Here is a 13,573-nt window from a genome sequence, read left to right as displayed (position 1 = left end):
CTGTCCCCTCTGCCGTTACTGCACTACGGCTTCAGCTGCCGGGATTTCCTTGTGGCGGCGCAGCTTGTGGGCCACGCGGCGCATCAGGTGCTCCAGGTCGTCGATGTAGGTGAAGACGGCGGGCACCACCAGAAGGCTGAGCAAGGTGGAGGTAATCAGGCCGCCGATCACCGTGATCGCCATCGGCGAACGGAAGCTCGGGTCGGCGCCGAAGCCCAGGGCCAGCGGCATCATGCCCGCGCCCATTGCAATCGTCGTCATCAGGATCGGACGGCTACGCTTGTGGCACGCGTCCACCAGCGCATCGAAGCGGCTCATGCCCGACTGGCGCGCGAGAATCGCGTAGTCCACCAGCAGGATCGAGTTCTTCGTCACAATCCCCATCAGCATGATCAGGCCGATCATCGACGGCATGGACAGCGCGCGGCCCGTGATCAGCAGCGCCACGAAGGCGCCGCCGATGGACAGCGGCAGCGCCGCGAGAATCGTCACCGGCTGCATGAAGTCCTTGAACAGCAGCACCAGCACGCCGTAGATGCACAGCACGCCGATCAGCATGGCGATGCCGAAGCTGGCGAACAGCGCGGCCATCTCCTGCGCGTCGCCGAGCTCCGCCTGCTTCACGGAAGGCGGCAGGTTCTTCATCGAAGGCAGTGCGCGCGCCTCCTCGTTCAGCTCACCCAGGGAGCGGCTGCCCAGTTCCACGTCCAGCGTCACGTTGCGGCTGCGGTTCAGGCGGTCGATCTGGGCCGGGCCGCTTTCCATCGTAATGGCGGCGACGGTCGAGAGCAGCACGGGACCGTTCCGGCCCGGCACGGTGAGGCGGCCGATGGCGTCCAGGTCGGCGCGCACGGCGTCCGGCAGCTTCACGCGGATCGGCACCTGGCGCTCGGGCAGGTTCATCTTCGTGAGGTCGAAGTCGTAGTCGCCCGCCGTCGCCACGCGCACGGTTTCGCCGATGGCGTTGGCGGTCACGCCCAGGTCGGCGGCGCGCGCAAAGTCGGGACGCACGATGATCTCGGGGCGCACCAGCGAAGCGCTGGAGGTCACGTTGCCGATGCCCTTCAGCGTGCGCAGTTCGCGCTCGACCTGCTGCGCGGCGGCAGTCAGCGCCACAGGGTCTTCCGAACGCAGCACCAGCTGCATCTTCACACCCGTATCCGGCGGACCCACGGTGAAGCGGGCGCCAGGGATGGCGCGCATCTTCTCGCGCAGGGCGTCGTCGATCTGCGCCATGGATTCCTTGCGGTCGTTGCGGTGCTTGGTGGTGATGGTCATCACGGCGCGGCGCGCCTCCGCAGCGGCGCCGGGAGCGAATGCATCGCCTGCCGAACCGCCGCCGATGGAGCTGTAGATGCCGGTAATCGAGGGCACCTGCATCGCCAGCACGCGCGCCTGTTCCGCCACGGCCTTCGTTTCGGCCAGGGTGGAGCCGGGCGGCAGCTCCAGGGTGATCTGGGTCTGGTTGCGGTCCGCCGGGGGCACGAAGCCCGTGGGCAGCAAGCCCACGAGCATGATGGAGCTGAAGAAGAACACGGCCGATGCGATGGCGGTGAACAGGCGGTGCGTCAGGCACCACTTCATGGTGCGCATGTAGCGCTGCATGATCCAGCCGTCCTTCTCCTCGCGGTGCTTGGCGGGCTTCAGCAGGTAGGCGGCCATCATCGGCGTCAGCAGGCGCGCCACCACCAGGGAGGCGAGAACCGCCAGCACGGCGGTCCAGCCGAACTGCTTGAAGAACTTGCCGGGAATGCCGCCCATGAAGGCGGTCGGCAGGAACACGGCCACCAGCGCGAAGGTGGTTGCGATCACGGCCATGCCGATTTCGTCCGCCGCTTCGAGCGCAGCCTGCATCGGCGTCTTGCCCATGCGGAGGTGGCGTTCGATGTTCTCGATCTCCACGATGGCGTCGTCCACCAGCACGCCCACCACCAGTGCCAGCGAGAGCAGGGTCACGGTGTTCAGCGTGTAGCCGAACCAGTAGATGCCGAGGAAGGCGGGCAGCACGGAGAGCGGCAGGGCGGCAGCGGCCACCAGGGTGGCACGCCAGTCGCGCAGGAACCACCATACCACGAGCACGGCGAGGATGGCGCCTTCGTACAGCAGCTCCATGGAGCCCACGAAGTTCTCGTCCACCGGCTGCGCATTGTCGATGGACTGGCGGATCTCGATGTTGGGATTCGCTGCGCGCAGCTCTTCCACTGCAGCGCGCACGCCGTTGGCCACGTCGGTCTCGCTGGCGCCCTTGGTACGGAACACCTCGAAGCCGATCACGGGCTTGCCGTCCTGCGTGGTCACGGAGCGCGGCTCGGCGATCGTGTCGGTCACGGTGGCCACCTGGTCCAGGCGCACATGGCGGCCGTCGCCCAGCGGAATATCCATGGCCGCCAGGGCCTGCGCGCTCTGCACGGTGGCGATGGTGCGCACGGACTGCTCGGCGCCGCTCACGTCGCCGCGGCCGCCGGGCGCTTCCTTCTGCACCTGGCGCAGCTGGCGCGATACGTCCAGCGCGGAAACGCGCAGCGCCGCCATGCGGGCGTCGTCGAGCTCCACGCGGATCTCGCGGGTCACGCCTCCGGTTCGGTTGACGGCGCCCACGCCGGGCACCGCCAGCAGGCGCTTGGCAACGCTGTTGTCCACGAACCAGCTCAGGTCCGCGTCGTCCATCTGCGTACCGCTGTTGGCCTTCGACGTGGTGACGAAGGTCAGCACCACGCGGCCAGCGGTGGAGACCTTGCTCACCACGGGGTCGCGCAGCTCGGCGGGCATGTCCGCCTTCACGCGCGACACGGCGTCGCGTACGTCGTTCACCGCGTCGGAGATATTCTTCTCCAGGATGAATTCGACAGTGATGGTCGCAGTGCCGTCCAGCACCTTGGTGTAGATGTTCTTGATGCCTTGCAGCGTGGCGACCGAGTCTTCGATCTTGCGCGCCACTTCGGTTTCAAGCTGCGCGGGCGCGGCGCCCGGCAGCGAGGCCGTCACGTTCACGATGGGCAGTTCGATATCGGGGAAATCCTGCACCGGGTTGGCCTTGTAGGCCAGCAGACCCGCGAGCGTGAGCAGCACGAACAGCATGATCGCCGGGATGGGATTCCTGATGGAGAGGGCTGAGAAATTCACGGAGCCTCCTTATTTGGATGCGCGGGCGCCGCCTGCCGGGGGCGCGACACGCGGCGCATTGCTTACTGCAACGAGGTCGCCGTCATTGAGGAAGCCTGCGCCGCTCTGCACCACGACCGTGTCCGCGGCAATGCCGCTCAGGACCTCGATGCGGTCGCCGATGCGGCGGCCAGGCTGGATCTTCGTCTGGTGCACGCGCGAATCCTGCGACAGGCGGAACACGTAGCTGAAGCCGTCGCGCACGGCGACGGACTGCTGCGGCAGGGTGAAGGCGCCCGACTCGCCCAGCTCGAACTGGCCGGTGGCAAACATGCCTGCCTTGAAGGGCGCATTGGCGCCGGTATCGGTCGGCAGGTCCACATAGACCAGGGCGGAGCGGGTTTGCGGGTCGACGGTCGGCGCGATCATGCGCACCTTGCCCGTCAGCTCGCTGCCGTTGGCTGCCTTCACGCGCGCCGCGCCGCCCACGCGGATATTGCGCAGGTCCGCCGCCGTCACCTCGGCGCGCCACTCCAGCCGTCCCTGGCGCACCATGCGGAACAGCTCCGTGCCTGCGCCCACCACCGCGCCCACGGTGGCGCTGCGCGCGGAAATCACGCCGCTGTCCGGCGCCACCACCTGCGTGTAGCGCAGACGCAGCTGCTGGGAGTTCAGGGCGGCGCGCGCCGATGCGATGCGGGCGTTGGCCGTCTGCTCTGCGGTCAGGTACTGGCTGATCTGCTGTGCGCTCAGTGCGCCGCTCGATTCCAGCGTACGGGCGCGGGCCGCATTGGCTTTGGCCTCGGCCGCAGTGGCTTCCGCTTCCAGCAGCGCTGCTCGCGCCTGCGCCACGTCCGCGTTCACGGTATCGGCCGAGAACACGGCCAGCACCTGGCCCTTCTTCACCACGTCGCCCACGTTCACCCGCACTTCGGTGAGGCGCAGGCCGTTCGACTCGCTGCCGATGCTGGCCTCCTGCCACGCGGCGACGTTGCCGTTCGCGGTCAGGCGGATCGGCAGGGTGGTCTTTTCAGGGCGGGTGACGCTGACGGTGAGGGCGGGCTTCTGGGCCTCTTCCTTCTTGTCCGCGGCATTGGAAACGGGGCTGTACACCGCGATGCCCACGCAGGGCAGCACGAAAGCGGCCAGCAGGAGGGCGGCCATCGGTTTCATAGTCTGTTTGTTCATGGAGTATCCGATCATGTTTTTGTCTTATTGGGCCGCGGTCCAGCCGCCGCCAGCGGCGCGGTACAGGGAGATCCACGCGGCGCTGCGTTCGCGCTGCAGGGCCACCACGGTGTTCTCGGCCGCCAGGCGGGTGCGGCGTGCATCTTCCAGCTCCAGCAGGCTGGCCATGCCGTTCTTGTAGCGGTCTTCCGTGGCCGTGAACGCCACGCGATAACCTTCCAGGGCGGTTTGCGCGTCCGCCGCGCGCTGGTCCGTGCTGTCCAGGTTGACCAGCGCCTCCTCCACCTCGCGCACGGCCTGGCGCACGGCGCCGCGGTAGTTGCTCACGGCGGTCTCGTAGCGCACCTTGGCGGCGTCCACGGCGGCGCGGCGCAGGCCCGCGTCGAACAGCGGCAGTGTCATTTGAACGGGGCCCAGGGTCCAGGTATCGGCGGTAACGTTTTCACCAGCGGCGTGAATACGGCCGCGGCCAACCGAACCGGTAATGGAGAGACGCGGGAAGCGTTCGGCGCGTGCGCCAGCCACTTCGAAGCTGGAGGCTGCCACTTCGCGCTCGGCGTTGAACACGTCCGGCCGCTGCGCCAGCGTTTCCGCAGGCAGGGCAGGAACGGTCACGCCCTGCGCGGGAGACAGCGCGGCCGATGCGGCGCCCGCTGCCAGCCTGGCGCGCAGCTCGGGCTCCGGCAATGCAGTCAGCGCCACCAGCGCCTTCACGTTGATGTCGCACAGGGCCTGCTGCGCCACGGCGCGCGAGTTGCCGTCCGCCGCGCTGGCGCGCGCGAGGGCCGCGTTTGCGGGGGACTGGAATCCGGCCTTCGCCATGAGCTCCGTCAGGCGCGCAGTGCCCGCACGCGAAGCTGCATCCTGGCGCGCCACGTCCAACAGGCGTTCGCAGGCGCGCAGGCCGAAGTACTGGTTCGCCGTTTCCGCCGCCACCGACACGCGGGCGTCATGCCAGCCTGCCTGGGCTCCTTCCAGGCGCGCCTGCGCCGCATCGCGCGCCGCGCGGTTGCGGCCGAACAGGTCGATCTCCCACGACGACTGGAGCAGGGCCTGCGAGGTGGTGTTCGACGGCACATTCGCCTGCTGCTGGCTCATGCGGGTGGAGGTGAGCACGCCGTTCAGGTTGGGCAGCAGGGCCGCGCCGCTGGCCACGCTCTGGGCGCGCGCATCTTCGATGCGGGAACGCGCCGAGGCGATGGTGGGGCTCACGTTCTGCGCCGCTTCGATCAGCTGCACCAGCAGCGGGTCGCCCTGGCGCTGCCACCAGCCGCTCAGCTCCGGCAGTTCGCCCTTGTGCGGCAAGGGCGCCTGCCATTGCGCGGGGGCCTGCGCATCGACCTTCGAGGCCGGTCCCTGCACGGCGCAGGCGCTGAGCGCGAGCGCCGCCGGAACGGCCAGCCATATGTTCAGTGCTTTCATAGTTTCCCTTCTCTGAGTTTTTTTTGTTCGGCCAAGATCATTGCTTCCGCGTAGTCCGCCAGCCGCGTGGTCCACTGCGCAATGGCATCGGGCGCATTGAGCAGCTGCGGCGTAATGGAACCGATCACGTCCCTCACCAGCATGAGCTGCAGGGCGAGGCCCGCAACCGAGTAGGCAAGGCGATGCGTTTCTTCGTCGGGCGTAACGCCGAGGTAGCGGGCCAGCACGCGCACCAGCGCCATGTGTTCGGGCTTGATGCCCACCTCGATTTCGCGCGTCCACATGCCGGTGGGCTCCACCATCTCGCGCATCCACATGCGCATGCACAGCACGGCGAGCTCGCCTTCGGCCAGTGGCGCCAGCATCTGCGTGTAAAAGCCCTCCAGCATTTCGCGCAGGGTGAAATGGGGCTGGTCGAACAGTTCGATGTTCTGTTCGGGTGGCGGAATGAGGTCGGTGAGGGCGGCACGGTAGATGCCTGCCTTGTCGCCGAAGTAGTAGCTGATGGCGGCCACGTTGGCGCCTGCCGCCAGGGCAATTTCCCGTGTCGAAGTGCGGGCGAATCCCTGTTCGGCGAACAGGCGCATCGCCGCCATGAGCAGGCGCTCGCGCGATTGTTCTCCATCGGATCGCGATTTTCTAGGGGAATGTTTTTCTGTCATCTCACTATTACATCACAGAATTTAAACAATTGATATAACTAAATCGATTGTTTCATTAATGTTGAGTTCCATGTAACAGTGCGATACAAACTGGCCTTTGGCAGACGGACGCGGCTGGCGTATAAATAAGGCTCACCATACGCCAAGGAAACACGCCATGCGCCCGTTCCGCTGCCTTCCGCTACTGCTTCTGGCCTGCCTGCCGCTGCTGCACGCCGCCCCGCTGACGGGAGAGCAGGCGGCCGCGCACGTGCTGAACCGGCTGGCCTTCGGGCCGCGCCCCGGCGACATCCAGCGCGTGGCGGAAATGGGTGTGCAGCGCTATGTCGACGAGCAGCTGCAGCCGGCGTCCATTCCCCTGCCGGAGGAGCTGTCCCGGCGACTGCATGCCCTGCAAACCCTGCAGGAACCCGCGGGCGCGACACTGGGCCGCTTCCTGGAAGTGCGCGCCATGCGCCGCGACGAGGACGAAGCCTTCAAGGCGAAACGGCGCGAGGTCTTCGGCCAGATCGCGAACGAGGCCGCGGAAGCGCGCCTGCTGCGCGCCGTGGAGAGTCCGCGCCAGCTGGAGGAGGTGCTGGTCGATTTCTGGTTCAACCACTTCAACGTTTTTTCCGGCAAGGGAGAAGTGAGGGCGCTGGCCACAAGCTTCGAACGCGATGCGATTCGTCCTTATGTGCTGGGCTCCTTCCGCGACCTGCTGGGCGCCACGGCGAAGCACCCGGCCATGCTTTTTTATCTTGATAACTGGATCTCGAAGGCCAATGGCCTGAACGAGAATTACGCGCGCGAACTCATGGAGCTTCACACCATGGGTGTGGACCAGGGCTACACCCAGAAGGACGTGACCGAGCTTGCGCGCATGCTCACCGGCTGGACCTACCGCCCGCGCAAGCTGGTGGGCGACAACGAGACTTTCTTCTTCGATCCCAAGCGGCATGACAAGGAAAGCAAGCAGTGGCTGGGCTGGACCATCCACGCCAAAGGCCAGACGGAAGGCGAACATGCGCTGGACGTGCTGGCCCTGCATCCCGCCACGGCGAGGCATATCAGCCACAAGCTTGCGCAGTACTTCGTGGCGGACGTTCCGCCTCCTGCGCTGGTGGACCGCATGGCGCGCACCTGGCTCGAAAGCAGGGGCGATATCCGCACCGTTCTGCGCACCCTGTTTTCCAGCGCCGAGTTCATGGACTCCAGTGTGGCGGGCGCGAAATTCAAGACGCCATACCAGTACGTGGTGTCCGCCGCGCGCGCCAGCGGCACCGGCATGACGGACGCGAAGCGCATGCAGGGCGTGCTGGCCCGCCTCGGCATGCCGCTCTACGGCTGCCAGACGCCGGACGGCTACAAGAACACGCAGGATGCCTGGCTGAATCCCGATGCGCTGGCCATGCGCATCGGCCTTGCCGCCTCGCTGGGCCAGAACGCCAGCGTGGAGACTGTGCAGGCCGCGCTCGGGCCATCCATCGCGCTGCGCACGCAGGAGGTGGCGGCCGCCAGCCCCGAAAGGCTGCGCAGCGCCCTGCTGCTGGGCAGCCCCGATTTCATGCAGCGCTGAGGAGAAAACCATGCAACGCCGCGATTTTCTGAACGCCCTGGCCGCCGGTGCCGGGCTGGTGGCGCCTCTTGGCCGCGAAGCCTGGGCGGCCTCGCTCGCCGCGCCGGCGCCGCACTCGCGCAAGCTGATCGTCATCATGCTGCGCGGCGCCGTCGACGGCCTGAATGTGGTGGCGCCGGTAGGTGATGCGGAATACGCCCAGCTGCGTCCCACCATCGCGCTTGCCAGGCCGGGGCAGGAAGGGGGAGCCATCGACCTGGACGGCTACTTCGGCCTGCACCCCGCGCTCGCACCGCTGCTGCCTCTGTGGGAACAGAAGAAGCTCGCCTTCATCCACGCCAGCGGCTCGCCGGACGGCACGCGCTCGCACTTCGATGCGCAGGATTACATGGAGTCGGCCACGCCGGGCGTGAAGAGTACGCCGGACGGCTGGATGAACCGCCTGGTGGGCGCGCTGCCCGGCGATTCGCGGCCCACCCGCGCGCTGAGCATCGGGCCCACCATGCCGCGCATCCTGAGCGGCCGCGCCGCCGCCGTAAACGTCGCGAACGGTGCAGCGGGTACGAAAGGCACGGTGCTGGATAACCGGCCCGCGCTGGGCGCCGCCTTCGACGAGCTGTATGCGGACAACAAGCGCTTCGGCAAGGTCTACATGGACGGCCGCGAGGCGCGCAAGGAAGTGATGGCCGCCGCAGCCAATCCCATGGCGGCGGAGATGATGGCTGCCAACGGCGGAGCGCCTTTGCCGAACGGCTTCCCGGACGATGCGGCGCGCCTTGCCACCCTGCTGCGCAACGACCCGAACATGCAGCTGGCTTTCGTTGCGCTGGGCGGATGGGACACGCACGCGAGCCAGGGCGCGGCAACGGGCCAGCTGGCGAACCGCCTGTCGCCCCTGGCGCAAGGCCTGGCCGTGCTGGCGCAGCGCCTTGGCCCCATGTTCGACGACACCACGATTGTCGTGATGTCCGAATTCGGCCGCACGGCACGCGAGAACGGCAACCGCGGCACCGACCATGGGCATGGGAATGCGATGTGGGTGTTGGGTGGAGGCGTCGCCGGAGGCAGAGTGCTGGGAGAGTGGCGCGGTTTGGAAGAGAAGGCGCTGAACGAAGGACGCGACCTGCCGGTGACGACCGACTTCCGCACGGTGCTCGCCCACATCGCCGAACGCCATCTGCGCCTGCCCGACAATGAGCTTGTGCGCATCTTCCCTCAATTGCCACGAAGCGCCGCAGTCGATTTCCTGCGGCGCGCGTGAAGGGGCTTCAGCCCCGCATGCTTACGGAGCCACGTTGCCGGTCACCACGCAGCCGGTTCCCGATTGAACCAGGTTGGTGCCATTGGCGGTAGAGGTGTTGCCGGTGGCCAGGCTCGGGCAGTTCAGGTAAATGCCGAGGCTCCCCTGGCCCAGGACGGAATTATTGCTGACAACGCTGCCGTTTCCGGCGAGGATGCCGTGGCGGGTATTCAAGCCGACGATGTTGTTGATAACGGTAGACCCCGTGGAAACGTTGATACCATCGCCGTTATTCGTGGCAGTGCTGCCGGTGATGCTGCTGCGCGCGCCCAGATTGAAACCGGTGTCGACATTGCGGAGGGCGACGCTGTCGATAACGCGTGCGCCGCTGGCCAGGAAGCCGGTGTGGGCGTTGTCCATAGCGCTCATGCGCTCGATGGTGGAACCAGATCCAATGAGGTAGACGCCATGGCGGAAATTGCGCACCACGCCGTTGCGCACAGTGATGCCGGAACGGGCCGTGCCGCCGCCGGTGGTCACGCCTTCCCCGCTGCCATTTCCCGAAATGGTGAAGCCATTCAGGTCCAGGGTGACGTTGCTCGCCTGGATTTCGATGCAGTTGCCGCTGGCCGAGAGGTTAGCGGTGAGCACATAGGAGCCCTCGCTGGAAATGGCCTGGCAGGTATCGATTGGCGTGCGGCTGTCCTGCGCCTGGGCGCCGAAACTGGCCAGGACGAGGGATACGCCGATCAGGACTTTCTGTTGAACTTTCATTGTTCTACCCTTTATTTAGAAGTAACTTCCGAAAGGAAATTGTGTCAAATGCATAATTTCCGGAGGGAATTATGCTGCGGGTTTCCGGGGCATTTGTCCTGAAATTGTCGGGAAATAGCTTGCTCAACCGAAAATTTTGGGTCATGTTAAGCTGCCAGCTTTGCCGCCGAAGCGCGGGACAGGCGGCCGGGACAACTCGACATGGGACGGATTTGATGGAGCAAACGGCATCTTCGCAGCACGGCTTCGCCGACAGGCAGGCGCGGTACATGAAACGTCACACCCGGCTGCTAGGCGCCGCCGTGCTGGCGGCAGTGGTGACAGCTGCCGCACCGTCCAACGCAGGGCCGTCGGTCTCGCCGTCGGGCGTTCCGGCCATCAGCGAAGCGATGCTGTCTCCCGAGTTCTGGATTCGCCGCGCGCCATCGCCCAACGCAGTGCTGCTCGATGCACGGCAGGTATCGGAAAAGCGCCAGCGCGCTTACGGTCCGCAGGGCGGATTGATCGACCTGGCGCAGCTTCCGGCCACGTTGACGAAGGTCCAGGTGGCCGAATGGCTGGGGAACGCGCAGCAGACACCGATAAAGGCATCCATCGACGAAAGCGGGCGCCCCGTCACCGAGGAACTGCTTCGCGGCTTGCAGCAGAACGCCGCGGTGGACCGGATTCCCGACACGACGTCCGCGCGCTATGGCCTGAGCGTGCGCCGCACCTACCTGCGCACGCTGCCGTCCGACCGGCGCCTTTACGCGTCCGAGGACTCGCGCGACTACGAAAGCCTGCAGGGAGGCGTGCTGTTCCCGGGAGAGCCCGTGATCATCGTCCACAAGAGCGCAGACGGGCAATGGCTGCTGGTCATGAGCACACAGGGACCGGCCTGGGTGAAGGGAAGCGACATCGCGGAAGGGACAAGGGATGCCGTGTTCTCCTACGTAGCGAAGGCGCCTGGCCGCGTCGTCACGGGCGATCATGCGCGCACGGTATTTACACCGGAGGCGCCCGACGTATCGGAACTGGACCTGGACATGGGCGTTGCGATGCCCCTGGCCGAGGTGAAGGAGGGCGAAGCAGTGAATGGCGCCAGCAGCTATGTATCGTGGCCGCTCCTGCTCCCGGCGCGCCAGCAGGACGGCTCGCTCACGTTCAAGCCAGCGCTCCTGCGCCGCACCGCGGACAGCGCGCCGGGCTATCTGCCGGTGACCCGCGCAAACATCATCCGCCAGGCATTCAAGTTCCTCGGCGAGCGCTATGGATGGGGGCATCAGTTCAACGCCCGCGACTGCAGCGGCCTGACGAGCGAAACCTACCGCAGCATGGGGCTGCACCTGCCGCCGAATTCCGGGCTGCAAGGGAGCAGCGCGGCGCTGAATCATCAGCTCTTTTCGGCGCGCGATTCCCATGCCGACCGCGTGCGGGCGCTGGCGAAGGCCCAGGTGGGCGACCTCGTGGTGGTGCCCGGGCATGTGCTCATGATCATCGGCCATGTCAACGGCGAACCCTATGTGATCCAGGACGTTCCTTACGCCGTGTTCAAGGATCCCGCGACGCAGCAGATCCGCAAGACGAAGCTGAACCAGGTATCCGTGACGCCCCTGCTGCCGCTGTATGCGGACGACAAGACGCTGTACGTCGATGCGATGACCAGCCTGGTGCACGTCACCCGGCCGTAATCCGGGGCAAAAAAAAAGCCCGCAAGCCGGAGGCCGCGGGCGAATTCCAATTGTTCGGAGAACGCTTGGAGGAGACAGGTCCACTATATCCCAGTCTATGTTGCAGTGCAATACCGTATAACTACGATATACCCAGAATTTATACGGCAGAGAGGGAAAGTTATACTTGTGCGCAGCAGCAAAGGAGCAGCTCGGCCGCTCAGTTGCTTGCTGCGCTGCGCAGGGCCGCAGGCAGGAAGGCCTCCAGGGCGGGCAGCAGGGCTTCCGGCTCGAGGGTCTTGGGCAGCACGCCCGTGAAGCCTTCCGCGCGCAGGGCCGCGCCGCCGTCGTCGATGGCGGCTGCGCTGGCGGCGAGGATGGGAATGGCGCTGGTCGCGGGATCGCCCCTCAGGGCGGCGAGCACGCCATGCCCGTCGAGGCGGGGCAGCTGCAGGTCGCAGAGGATGAGGTCAGGCCGTTCGCTGCGCGCCACCGCCACGCCCGCGACGCCGTCGGCGGCGGGCAGCACGGTATGTCCGAAAGCAGTCAGCAGGTAGCTCATCAGGTCCATATTGACCTGGTTGTCCTCGATGACCAGGATGCGCGCCCCCATTTACTTGCGGGTCCTCAGGGACAGGGTGAAGGTCGAACCCTTGCCGAAATCGCTGTTGAAGGAGAGGGAGCCGCCCAGCAGGTTGGCGAGATTCTGCGACAGGTAGAGGCCAAGCCCCGCGCCTTCCGCGTGCCGGGTGGAGGTGGAGTCCAGCTGCGAGAAGGCCTGGAACAGTTTTGCCTGGTCTTCCTCGCGGATGCCCGCGCCGCTGTCGGCCACCGAGAACTCCGTGACCTTGCCCTCGGCGTCGTCCCGCTGGCCAAGGGTGATGCGCACCGTGCCCTTCTCGGTGAACTTGATGGCATTGTTGGCAAGGTTGATCAGGATCTGGGTCAGGGCGCGGCGGTCCGTATCCAGCGAAATCGGCTGGGCCGCCAGCTCCACGTCCAGCGTGAGGCCTTTCTGCGCGGCCAGCGGGCGCAGCGTTTCGCACACTTCGCGCACGAGATCCTGGCACTGCACGGTTTCCACGGACAGCGTCACCTTGCCCGCTTCGATCTTGGCCACATCGAGGATGTCGTTGATCAGCGAAAGCAGGTGGCGCGCGCTGGAGCGGATGGTGTTCAGCTGCTTGTCCTGCTCGGGTGTGAGCGGGCCGGGAAGCTTCATGAGCAGCGCGCCCGTGAAGCCGATGATGGCGTTCAGCGGCGTGCGCAGCTCGTGCGACATATTGGCGATGAAGGCCGACTTCATGCGGCTTGCCTCGGCCAGCTCGAGATTCTTCATGGCGATCTCGCGGTTGGTCGCTTCCAGCTCGCCCGCATGCTGGGCCAGGCGCATATTCAGCTCGATCACCTGGCGCTCGCGCGCCTGCAGCTCGCTGTTGACCTGCACGGCCTGTTCGTAGGTGGAGATCAGCAGGTCCAGGATCTGCTGGCGCTCCGCGTTGATGAAGTGCTTCTGGTCGCCGAGGTAGAGCGCAATGCCCACCTCCATGTTCGAATCCTTGCGCAGCTTCTGGTTGACCAGCATGTGGCCAATACGGTTGAGCAGGTAGTCCTCCGCATACGGCTTGCGGATGAAATTGTCCGCGCCGCACTCGATGCCGCGGATGATGTCTTTCGGGTCGGTGAGGGAAGTGACGAGGATGACGGGAATGTCGCGCAGGCCGGGATCGCCCTTGATGGAACGGCACAGCTCATAGCCATCCATTTCCGGCATCACGATATCGGACAGCACGAGATGGGGCTTCCGCTGATGAATCGCTTCCAGCGCGAGCCTGCCGTTGGCGGCCACGCGGGCCCCGTAACGCATCGACTGGATCAGCCGGCGCAGGCGTTCGGCCTGGGTGGGGCTGTCCTCGACAATCAGGATCTCGATTTCATCGGGCGCGATTTCATAGCTGGAATCCACAGCAGCCGTCTC

Annotated in this window: 10 protein-coding genes; 3 read left to right on the top strand and 7 right to left on the bottom strand. The window is 66.1% G+C overall.

What is annotated here, in order from left to right:
* Nucleotides 1-15 precede the first annotated feature (15 nt).
* The 4 genes from LSQ66_RS16735 to LSQ66_RS16720 are packed head-to-tail and all read right to left on the bottom strand — an operon-like array spanning nt 16 to nt 6,308.
* Nucleotides 16-3,123, bottom strand: coding sequence for an efflux RND transporter permease subunit (locus LSQ66_RS16735; protein WP_231766326.1), 3,108 nt, complete (start codon nt 3,121-3,123; stop codon nt 16-18).
* Nucleotides 3,124-3,132: 9 nt separating this feature from the next.
* On the bottom strand, nt 3,133-4,290 hold the full coding sequence (locus LSQ66_RS16730) for an efflux RND transporter periplasmic adaptor subunit (RefSeq protein ID WP_231766325.1): 1,158 nt from the start codon (nt 4,288-4,290) through the stop codon (nt 3,133-3,135).
* Between the two features lie 24 nt (nt 4,291-4,314).
* Nucleotides 4,315-5,712, bottom strand: a complete 1,398-nt coding sequence (locus LSQ66_RS16725; protein WP_231766324.1) for an efflux transporter outer membrane subunit — start codon at nt 5,710-5,712, stop codon at nt 4,315-4,317.
* Entirely contained in the window at nt 5,709-6,308 is a 600-nt protein-coding gene (locus LSQ66_RS16720; RefSeq protein ID WP_231766323.1) for a CerR family C-terminal domain-containing protein, read from the bottom strand. The genes LSQ66_RS16725 and LSQ66_RS16720 overlap by 4 nt, the downstream gene beginning before the upstream one ends.
* A 223-nt stretch (nt 6,309-6,531) precedes the next feature.
* On the opposite strand from LSQ66_RS16720, the gene LSQ66_RS16715 reads away from it, so the two are divergent.
* On the top strand, nt 6,532-7,932 hold the full coding sequence (locus LSQ66_RS16715; RefSeq protein WP_231766322.1) for a DUF1800 domain-containing protein: 1,401 nt from the start codon (nt 6,532-6,534) through the stop codon (nt 7,930-7,932).
* Between the two features lie 10 nt (nt 7,933-7,942).
* The gene (locus tag LSQ66_RS16710) at nt 7,943-9,193 is read left to right on the top strand and encodes a DUF1501 domain-containing protein (RefSeq protein WP_231766321.1); all 1,251 of its coding nucleotides are present in this window, start codon (nt 7,943-7,945) and stop codon (nt 9,191-9,193) included.
* A 21-nt stretch (nt 9,194-9,214) separates the two neighbouring features.
* Here the strand turns inward: LSQ66_RS16710 and LSQ66_RS16705 are convergent, their stop codons facing one another.
* Nucleotides 9,215-9,946 carry a right-handed parallel beta-helix repeat-containing protein gene (locus tag LSQ66_RS16705; RefSeq protein WP_231766320.1) on the bottom strand — a complete coding sequence of 244 codons (732 nt, stop codon included), beginning with the start codon at nt 9,944-9,946 and terminating at the stop codon, nt 9,215-9,217.
* A gap of 269 nt (nt 9,947-10,215) precedes the next feature.
* On the opposite strand from LSQ66_RS16705, the gene LSQ66_RS16700 reads away from it, so the two are divergent.
* The gene (locus tag LSQ66_RS16700) at nt 10,216-11,616 is read left to right on the top strand and encodes an SH3 domain-containing protein (protein ID WP_231766319.1); all 1,401 of its coding nucleotides are present in this window, start codon (nt 10,216-10,218) and stop codon (nt 11,614-11,616) included.
* A gap of 199 nt (nt 11,617-11,815) precedes the next feature.
* Here LSQ66_RS16700 and LSQ66_RS16695 read toward each other — a convergent pair whose 3' ends face one another.
* Nucleotides 11,816-12,208 carry a response regulator gene (locus tag LSQ66_RS16695; RefSeq protein WP_231766318.1) on the bottom strand — a complete coding sequence of 131 codons (393 nt, stop codon included), beginning with the start codon at nt 12,206-12,208 and terminating at the stop codon, nt 11,816-11,818.
* Nucleotides 12,209-13,561: a hybrid sensor histidine kinase/response regulator gene (locus LSQ66_RS16690; RefSeq protein ID WP_231766317.1), complete on the bottom strand. Its 1,353-nt coding sequence runs from the start codon at nt 13,559-13,561 to the stop codon at nt 12,209-12,211.
* Nucleotides 13,562-13,573: the final 12 nt, after the last annotated feature.

Origin of the sequence: Massilia endophytica (genome assembly GCF_021165955.1) — a bacterium.
In the GTDB taxonomy this organism is placed as follows: Bacteria; Pseudomonadota; Gammaproteobacteria; order Burkholderiales; family Burkholderiaceae_D; genus Rugamonas; species Rugamonas endophytica.
The sequence above is the reverse complement of the archived record's forward strand: the minus strand, read 5'-3'. Positions and strand labels throughout refer to the sequence as shown.

Excerpts from the sequence above, each read along its gene's own strand:
- LSQ66_RS16730 (WP_231766325.1), bottom strand. The coding sequence starts at position 4,290 with ATGAACAAACAGACTATGAAACCGATGGCCGCCCTCCTGCTGGCCGCT.
- LSQ66_RS16725 (WP_231766324.1), bottom strand. The coding sequence starts at position 5,712 with ATGAAAGCACTGAACATATGGCTGGCCGTTCCGGCGGCGCTCGCGCTC.
- LSQ66_RS16720 (WP_231766323.1), bottom strand. The coding sequence starts at position 6,308 with ATGGCGGCGATGCGCCTGTTCGCCGAACAGGGATTCGCCCGCACTTCG.
- LSQ66_RS16715 (WP_231766322.1), top strand. The coding sequence starts at position 6,532 with ATGCGCCCGTTCCGCTGCCTTCCGCTACTGCTTCTGGCCTGCCTGCCG.
- LSQ66_RS16710 (WP_231766321.1), top strand. The coding sequence starts at position 7,943 with ATGCAACGCCGCGATTTTCTGAACGCCCTGGCCGCCGGTGCCGGGCTG.
- LSQ66_RS16705 (WP_231766320.1), bottom strand. The coding sequence starts at position 9,946 with ATGAAAGTTCAACAGAAAGTCCTGATCGGCGTATCCCTCGTCCTGGCC.
- LSQ66_RS16700 (WP_231766319.1), top strand. The coding sequence starts at position 10,216 with ATGAAACGTCACACCCGGCTGCTAGGCGCCGCCGTGCTGGCGGCAGTG.
- LSQ66_RS16695 (WP_231766318.1), bottom strand. The coding sequence starts at position 12,208 with ATGGGGGCGCGCATCCTGGTCATCGAGGACAACCAGGTCAATATGGAC.